The sequence below is a fragment of the Pseudomonas sp. SIMBA_041 genome (genome assembly GCF_046535095.1).
GTDB lineage: Bacteria > Pseudomonadota > Gammaproteobacteria > Pseudomonadales > Pseudomonadaceae > Aquipseudomonas > Aquipseudomonas mucoides.
Window position 1 is genome coordinate 25,459 of sequence record NZ_JAWRXJ010000020.1, and the last position, 7,707, is coordinate 33,165.

Here is a 7,707-nt window from a genome sequence, read left to right on the forward strand (position 1 = left end):
CAAGAACGGCCACCACCGCCCTCGGCCAAATGACTTGATTGACACGCATTCGAACGCGATCTGCGCCTAAAAAAGAGGCGAGCGACAGGCACAATGTCACGAAAATAGTCCACCCATGAGGGGTGCCAGGGGTTGGCTTTGGCACGCATTAATGATGCCGGCAGCGTCTTCTGGCGATCTGGAGGTCAGCAACAGGTGCTGAAGCGGCCATTGTCAGTTGGCTTTTTAGGCCTGCCTTGCACAAAACATCTACAAACTTATCCAGTACGTACAATAAAAAGCAGAGGGGAGTTTCCAATGAAGGATTGCGCGTCCTTCACGCTTTCCAGCCACTCATGAAGATCGACAGCCATAGGCAACCTGGCATCAATGTAATGGCGTTTGAATGCGCAAAGGGAGGATAAGTCCTTAATCGCAAGCGAACTCAACCGCGCACCAAATAAGCCCCTGAAGGAACCCGATCCCGCAGTTTCTTGCATTTGCCGGGTGGGGGCTGATGCCCCGGCGGGCGACCAGGAAACCAGATTCGGCATTTACCCGGTGGCGGCATGTGGCCGCGTGGAATCTCAAGTTCATCGTAGGCGGGCTCTGGCTCGACGGAAGTCATTTGCCCCGCTCCTACGGGCTGAAATCTGCCTGCCGTCGGTGAATCCGATGCCACATCTGCCTGTGCGCGGGCGAAGTTGCCCGCGTCACGCCCAGTGTCTGCAACCGATTGCTCAACCGCCGCCCTCTGCGCTTCGCGGCGCCGTTGGGTCTCCGCTTCCAGCGCTTGCCGCACTGCGACCTGATCGTCTTTGGCAGTGGGTGGAATACCCGAAGATTGAGCCTGTTGCGCCGCCTGAATCAGTTGGAAGTTGCGGTTGCGCAACTCGACGTTGCGCCCGACCCGCAGGTTCGAGCGCGCCGCCAAAGTTTCAGCCTGCTGGTATTGCCCCTGCTGAAGACGCAACACACCGAGGTAATGCAGCGTCGCGGGATTGTTCGGCTGGATATGCAGGGCACGCTCCAGCGTGGCGGCGGCTTGGTCCAGTTGGCCATTTCCATACTGCTGCGAGGCTGTTTCGATCAGGGCGGTGGATGCGCTGTTGCTTTGCGCGGTCGCACTTCGCTCGGCAGCAACCGAACAAAACGACGCGACAGCGCAGAACACCAGGATGAGGCCGGGCAGAAAACACGTGGTTGGCATCAGGGGCGGACTCGGCAGAACTCGGAAGGCACTGCCGTTAAACAGGCCACAGCGCTGCTCGGCGTTTGCGATACAGGGCGGCTATTGACCGGGCCAACACCCTGAAGTTCCTGCTGCGACGGGGGCTATTTAAACCACGGCCCTTTAGAACTTTTCCCTATTTATCGGTCTATCTGGATAGGCTCATTCGCTCGGTCAGCCCTGCCCCCGCAGGCTTGCCTCGGCCAATTGGCCACATGCCCAATGTTCAATCAGAGGTTGTCTTCGCTCATGAAATTCAATGTCCCACGGATGGTGCTTTTCGGCCTGTTCGCGTTTGCGGCAGTGAGCTCGGCATCAGCCACACCGATGAAAACCTCAACCCCTGTTTTCGCCACTGAAGTCACCGCCGTTCAGGTGCCTGCCCAGTCTGCGGAGAACCCTTGGCCGAGCCTGGCCAGCATGGCCGGCCGGCAGACGGGACCGTTACTTGCCCATGACGACCGATATTGGCGTGACGGCCGTTGGCACGATCGTAGAGACGACTGGCGCCGAGACGATTGGCGCCGGGACGACTGGCGCAGAGATAATTGGCGCAGAGAGCAAGCCCGCCGAGAAGCGGACCGTCGTGATTGGGAGCGCCGCCAGGATCGCGCCATGCAGCATCGTTACGAGGATGAGCACCGTTACTATCGTCGCTAAACAAAGCGTAGCGGTCGCTGAAATACAGGGCTGGGGATAGTCATCCCCTTCAATCCCCAGCCTGCGACAACGGCCTGGCCACCTGTTCCAACGCCTGGCGCTCCGCCGCCCCCCCCAAACCGCTTGCACCCCCGCCGCCACACCCATCAGCGCAGCACCAATCAGATACCCGATCAACAAACTGCTGCGCTGCTGGGTCTGGATCAACTGGCCAAACAACGTCGGCCCGATGATGCCGCCTAGCCCGGTGCCAAACGCATAAAACAAGCGCCCCAACAGCAGCGCCCCGACCGGGTTTTGATGCGTATTATCACGCCCCCAACTGATACGTTTATTTTCAGTAATGTTGCATATGGAATTTTATTGTGTCATTTATACCTTCGCCGATCACAGGATTGATCCACCGCGCCAACCCGGATGGCGGGCACCCGATCCCTCAAATGCCCTCCAAGGAGTCAACAAAATGAACAAGACAGAACTTCTAGGTGCCCTGGCGCTATGTGCTTTCAGCTTCCTGGCACATGCCGATGACGACAGCCTGCGAATCGGTATCGAAGCCGCCTACCCACCCTTCTCCTTCAAGACACCGGAGGGCAACATCAGCGGGTTCGACTACGACATCGGCAACGCCTTGTGCGAAGAAATGAAGGTCAAGTGCGAGTGGGTCATTCAGGAGTTCGACGGCATGATCCCGTCGCTCAAAGTGCGCAAGATCGATGCCGTGCTGTCGTCGATGTCAATCACCGAAGACCGGATGAAGTCTGTGGACTTCAGCAAAAAGTACTACCACACACCGGGCAAGTTCGCGATGAAGGCCGGCAATGTGATCAATGACCCGCTGGTGGACTTGAAGGGCAAGAAAGTCGGCGTGCAACGCTCCTCGACTTACGATCGTTTTGCCACCGAGCAACTGGAAAAAGCCGGCGTCGTCGTGGTGCGTTACGGCTCACAGAATGAGGCTTTCCTCGACCTGGCCTCGGGCCGCCTGGACGCCACCCTCGCCGACATCGTCGCCACCGACGAGAGCTTTATCAAGACACCGGCAGGCCAGGGCTTCGCGCTGGTCGGGCCGGACATCAACGACCCGAAATACTTCGGCCGGGGCGCCGGGATCGCCGTGCGCAAGGGCGACACTGCCAACGTTGCGCGCCTGAGTGCCGCGATTGACGCCATTCGCACCAATGGCAAGTACCAGCAAGTGATGGCCAAGTACTTCGCGTTCGATATCTACGGCGAGTAAGCCCTACCCCAGCCCCGGGGATGGCCCGTTGCGGGCGTCTTCCGGGGCTTGTCTTGCGCGCCTCGCGGCGCTCGCTTGAGGAACTTCATCATGCTCCACGGCTACGGATCGAGCATTCTCGATGGCGCCTGGCTGACCATCAACCTGGCCCTGACCTCCATGTCCCTGGCGATTGCCCTGGGCCTGATTGGCGCGGCATTGCGGCTGTCACCGCTCAAATGGCTGGCCCTGCTCGGGGAAAGCTACACCACCCTGATTCGCGGCATTCCAGACCTGGTGCTGATCCTGCTGATCTTCTATGGCGGCCAGGATCTGGTGAACCGCATGGCCCTGGCGCTCGGTTACACCCGCTATATCGACATCAACCCCTTTGTCGCGGGCGTCTGCACCATGGGCTTCATTTTTGGCGCCTACCTCTCGGAAACCTTTCGCGGCGCTTTCATGGCAATACCCAAAGGTCAAGCCGAGGCTGGTGTGGCTTATGGAATGGGCGGTGCGCAGGTGTTCTGGCGAATTCTGGTGCCGCAGATGATTCGTTTCGCCATTCCCGGGTTCACCAACAATTGGTTGGTACTGACCAAATCCACCGCGCTGATTTCGGTGATCGGCTTGCAGGACATGATGTTCAAAGCCAAAAACGCTGCGGATGCCACACACGAGCCGTTCACGTTTTTCCTCGCAGTGGCGGCGCTGTACTTGATGCTCACCAGCCTGTCCTTGCTGGTGCTGCGCTATCTGGAAAAACACTACTCGGTCGGCATCAAAGCCGCCGAATTGTGAGGGGGAACCGCCCATGATTCTCGACTACAACCTGATCTGGGAAAACCTGCCGCTGTACTTCAATGGCGCCTTGTTAACCCTCAAAGTCTTGCTCATTTCCCTGGCCCTGGGTTTGGTATTGGCGATACCCCTGGCACTGATGCGGGTTTCACGATCGCCACTGATCAACTTGCCGGCCTGGCTCTACACCTACGTGATTCGCGGCACACCAATGCTGGTGCAATTGTTCCTGATCTATTACGGCCTGGCGCAGTTCGAAACCGTTCGCCAAAGCGTGCTCTGGCCTTACCTCTCCAGCGCCACCTTTTGCGCGTGTCTGGCCTTCGCGATCAACACCAGTGCCTATAGCGCGGAACTGCTGGCCGGCAGTTTGAAATCCACGCCCCCCGGCGAGATCGAGGCCGCCAGAGCCGTGGGCATGTCCCGCCAGACCCTGTACCGCCGCATTCTCCTGCCATCGGCCTTGCGCCGGGCATTGCCGCAGTACAGCAACGAAGTGCTGATGATGCTGCAAACCACCAGCCTCGCGTCCATCGTCACCCTCGTCGACATCACCGGAGCCGCGCGGACTGTCAGCTCACGGTTCTATTTACCGTTCGAGGCGTTTATCACCGCCGGCCTCATCTACCTCGTCCTGACTTTCATTCTGGTGCGTCTGTTCAAGTTGGCCGAGCGCCGCTGGCTGGCGTATCTGGCACCGCGCAAGCACTAAGGAGCTGCTATGGAGCACATTCAATACCGCTTGCCGTGGAGTGCATCGGGCACCGAACGCACGCTGACGCTGTTTCGTTTTGGCAGTGGCACACGCAAAGCGTACATCCAGGCTTCATTGCATGCCGATGAACTGCCGGGGATGCGCGTCGCTGTCGAGCTCAAGCGCCGTCTTCTGGAACTGGAAGCACAAGGCCGTCTGAGCGGGGTGATCGAGTTGGTGCCCCTGGCCAATCCGATCGGTATCGCCCAGATGTTCCAGGCCACCCATCAGGGGCGCTTCGAGTTCTCCAGCGGCAAAAACTTCAATCGCGACTTCCCGGAGTTGGTTGATGTTGTTGCACCGCGGCTGGAGGGCCAATTGGGAGACGACGCCGCCGCCAACATCGCCCTCATCCGCCGTGCCATGGTAGATGCCCTCGGCGCCATGCCGGCAGCGAGCTCGGAACTCGACGGCCTGCGTCGCCTGTTGCTGCAGCAGGCCTGCGACGCCGATGTGGTGCTGGACCTGCACTGCGATTTCGAATCGATCATGTTGTTGTATGCGATGCCGCAACACTGGCCACGCCTGCAATCACTGGCCGCACGCCTCGGTGCCGGGGTCACGCTGCTGGCCGAAGGTGCGGGCGGCAGCGCGTTCGACGAAGCCTGCGCCATTGCCTGGTTACGCCTGGCTGAGCGCTTTCCTGAAGCCAATATTCCGCTGGCGTGCGCGGCGACCACCATCGAATTGCGTGGCATGGCAGACACCGAACGCGAACAATGTGTCGACAGCGCACACGCCATTCTCGGGTACCTCGCCGATCAAGGCCTGATCAGCGGTGACTGGCCTGCGGCACCGCCGAGCCATTGCCAGGCCGTGCCCTTCGCTGGCGCGCAGTACGCCTGTGCGCCGCATCCCGGCGTGGTGAGTTTTCTGCAACCGCTGGGTGCGCAGGTCAAGGTCGGCGATCCGCTGTTCGAAGTCATCGACCCGCTGACCGACCGCCATAGCGTGGTGCGCGCCAGCACCGACGGCGTTCTTTATGCCCGCGAACGGCTGCGCTTTGCCCAGCCTGGATTGTGGCTGGCCAAGGTTGCCGGCTCTACCCCCATTCGCCAGGGTCGCTTGCTTAGCGACTGACTCCAGAGAGTTCAAACCATGTACAAACTTGAAGTTCAGGACCTGCATAAAAGTTACGGTGCGCATCAGGTGCTCAAGGGCGTGTCCTTGCAAGCTCAGGCCGGTGACGTGATCAGCATCATCGGTTCCAGCGGCTCTGGCAAAAGTACGTTCCTGCGCTGCATCAACCTGCTGGAGCAACCCAATGCGGGCAACATCGTGCTCAATGGCGAACCGCTCAAACTGGTGACCAACACACTCGGCGGGCTCAAAGCGGCCGAACCCAAGCAGTTGCAACGCATGCGTTCGCAGCTGTCGATGGTGTTCCAACACTTCAACCTTTGGTCCCACATGAGCGCCCTGGAAAACGTCATGGAAGCCCCGGTGCATGTGCAGGGTCTGGGCAAGAAAGAGGCACGGGAGAAGGCCGAGCACTACTTGGCCAAAGTCGGTGTGGCACACCGCATGAACGCCTGGCCGGCGCATATGTCCGGTGGCGAGCAACAGCGCGTGGCCATTGCCCGCGCACTGGCGATGGAACCGCAAGTGATGCTGTTTGATGAGCCGACGTCGGCGCTCGACCCCGAGCTGGTCGGCGAAGTGCTTAAAGTCATGCAGGATCTGGCGCAGGAAGGCCGGACCATGGTGGTGGTGACTCACGAAATGGGCTTTGCCCGCGAGGTCTCAAACCAACTGGTGTTCCTGCACAAAGGCGTTGTCGAAGAGCGCGGCGACCCGCGTGAGGTGCTGGTCAATCCGCAATCCGAACGCCTTCAGCAGTTTCTGGCCGGGAGTTTGAAGTAACACCGCTACGGCTCGGCGGTGCCCTGACAGGGTTGGCTTCGGATACACTCCAGCCAACCTTGTCAGGGCATCAGGCACAGCCCTTCTCATACCTTCAGGAATAGTTGAGCCGGATATGCCCACCCCTTCGAAAGACACCACAGTCTACGCCGCGCCGGTCATGCAAAAACTGACGGAAATCGTTGCCGAACTGCCTCCATCACTGCGCAAGGTGGCGGACTTCATCCTGCGTCACCCGCTCAAAGCCGCGACCCTGACCATCGAGGAAATGGCTCACGAAACATTGACCTCACCCGCCGCCGTCAACCGTCTGGCTAAAGCGCTGGACCTCGGTGGTTACAGCGGCATGAAGGCCGAACTGGTCGCAACGTTGCAGCAGATGGTGTCGCCGGTCGACAAATTGCGCAACGAACTGGCCCATCGCCCGGGCGGCGCATTTGGGCTGCATGAACAACTCCAGAGTGCCAGCAGCAACCTGGCCACGGCGGTGACCAACAACCACGCCGACACCTTTGAAGCGTTCGTCACCCGCCTGACCACGGCACGCAAAATCTACATTCTGGGGTTCGGTAACAGTGTTTACTTCGCCGGCCTCGCCGCCTCGACCCTGGTGCCCTTTTGTACCGACGCCACGGCCATCAGCATGGAGGGCGGCAACGAAAATGCCGCGTACCGACTGGCCGCGATCACCGACCAGGACGTTTTGCTGGCGATCTCCCTGCCGCGCTACTCCCTCGACACCCTGCAACTGGCCCGCTTCGCCAATGAACGTGGCGCATCGGTGCTGGCCATTACCGACTCACCCGCCTCCCCCCTCACCGGCATCGCCGAGCACACGCTATTTGCGCCGTGCGACCACCCTGTACTGACCAGTTCCAACATCGCCGTGCTGGCCTTGATCGAAGGCTTGGTCGCCGGCGTGATGGCGCGCAATAAAGAGGCGGTGAAGCTGGCGACAGAATTGACTGAAAGCGTGATGTCGTACCTGCATTTCCCTAACAGCGGAAAGCCTGCGAAAAAGTGATTTCGTTCGTTTTTGCCTGATCGATCGGCGCAGGAACTCTGTTCGACATTTGATGCGTTTAAACAGGCTTCCGGTCGTACGTTTAAAGACACTCGGTGTAACGTCCTAACGGCTACAACGCCTTGCGCCATCGCCTACGGGTAAGACAGAATCCGCCGGCTTGTGCGGCTACGGGG

The 7,707-nt window shown here is 59.8% G+C and carries 8 protein-coding genes and 1 pseudogene; 7 read left to right on the plus strand and 2 right to left on the minus strand.

Annotated features, from left to right (window positions below; translation table 11 throughout):
• Positions 1-424: 424 nt before the first annotated feature.
• Positions 425-1,189, minus strand: a complete 765-nt coding sequence (locus tag SB725_RS29860) for a tetratricopeptide repeat protein (protein ID WP_027925177.1) — start codon at positions 1,187-1,189, stop codon at positions 425-427.
• Between the two features lie 270 nt (positions 1,190-1,459).
• Between SB725_RS29860 and SB725_RS29865 the strand changes: the two genes are divergently transcribed.
• Positions 1,460-1,870, plus strand: a complete 411-nt coding sequence (locus tag SB725_RS29865; RefSeq protein WP_410922987.1) for a hypothetical protein — start codon at positions 1,460-1,462, stop codon at positions 1,868-1,870.
• Between the two features lie 49 nt (positions 1,871-1,919).
• Here SB725_RS29865 and SB725_RS29870 read toward each other — a convergent pair.
• Positions 1,920-2,137, minus strand: a pseudogene (locus SB725_RS29870) (MFS transporter); the annotation flags it as partial.
• Positions 2,138-2,333: 196 nt separating this feature from the next.
• Here SB725_RS29870 and SB725_RS29875 point away from each other — a divergent pair.
• From SB725_RS29875 to SB725_RS29900, 6 genes are all read left to right on the plus strand, one after another.
• Positions 2,334-3,110, plus strand: coding sequence for an ABC transporter substrate-binding protein (locus tag SB725_RS29875; protein ID WP_059182609.1), 777 nt, complete (start codon positions 2,334-2,336; stop codon positions 3,108-3,110).
• 90 nt (positions 3,111-3,200) lie between these two features.
• Entirely contained in the window at positions 3,201-3,890 is a 690-nt protein-coding gene (locus tag SB725_RS29880; protein ID WP_059182608.1) for an ABC transporter permease, read from the plus strand.
• A 13-nt stretch (positions 3,891-3,903) separates the two neighbouring features.
• Positions 3,904-4,602: an ABC transporter permease gene (locus SB725_RS29885; RefSeq protein ID WP_027925173.1), complete on the plus strand. Its 699-nt coding sequence runs from the start codon at positions 3,904-3,906 to the stop codon at positions 4,600-4,602.
• Positions 4,603-4,611: 9 nt separating this feature from the next.
• Positions 4,612-5,724 carry a succinylglutamate desuccinylase/aspartoacylase family protein gene (locus tag SB725_RS29890; protein ID WP_410922988.1) on the plus strand — a complete coding sequence of 371 codons (1,113 nt, stop codon included), beginning with the start codon at positions 4,612-4,614 and terminating at the stop codon, positions 5,722-5,724.
• Positions 5,725-5,742: 18 nt separating this feature from the next.
• On the plus strand, positions 5,743-6,507 hold the full coding sequence (locus tag SB725_RS29895) for an ABC transporter ATP-binding protein (protein WP_027925171.1): 765 nt from the start codon (positions 5,743-5,745) through the stop codon (positions 6,505-6,507).
• A gap of 115 nt (positions 6,508-6,622) precedes the next feature.
• Positions 6,623-7,531: a MurR/RpiR family transcriptional regulator gene (locus SB725_RS29900; RefSeq protein WP_410922989.1), complete on the plus strand. Its 909-nt coding sequence runs from the start codon at positions 6,623-6,625 to the stop codon at positions 7,529-7,531.
• The last annotated feature ends 176 nt before the right edge of the window (positions 7,532-7,707 follow it).

Bases quoted from the DNA above. Each gene is read 5' to 3' on its own strand.
- SB725_RS29860 (WP_027925177.1), bottom strand. From the start codon at position 1,189: ATGCCAACCACGTGTTTTCTGCCCGGCCTCATCCTGGTGTTCTGCGCT.
- SB725_RS29865 (WP_410922987.1), top strand. From the start codon at position 1,460: ATGAAATTCAATGTCCCACGGATGGTGCTTTTCGGCCTGTTCGCGTTT.
- SB725_RS29875 (WP_059182609.1), top strand. From the start codon at position 2,334: ATGAACAAGACAGAACTTCTAGGTGCCCTGGCGCTATGTGCTTTCAGC.
- SB725_RS29880 (WP_059182608.1), top strand. From the start codon at position 3,201: ATGCTCCACGGCTACGGATCGAGCATTCTCGATGGCGCCTGGCTGACC.
- SB725_RS29885 (WP_027925173.1), top strand. From the start codon at position 3,904: ATGATTCTCGACTACAACCTGATCTGGGAAAACCTGCCGCTGTACTTC.
- SB725_RS29890 (WP_410922988.1), top strand. From the start codon at position 4,612: ATGGAGCACATTCAATACCGCTTGCCGTGGAGTGCATCGGGCACCGAA.
- SB725_RS29895 (WP_027925171.1), top strand. From the start codon at position 5,743: ATGTACAAACTTGAAGTTCAGGACCTGCATAAAAGTTACGGTGCGCAT.
- SB725_RS29900 (WP_410922989.1), top strand. From the start codon at position 6,623: ATGCCCACCCCTTCGAAAGACACCACAGTCTACGCCGCGCCGGTCATG.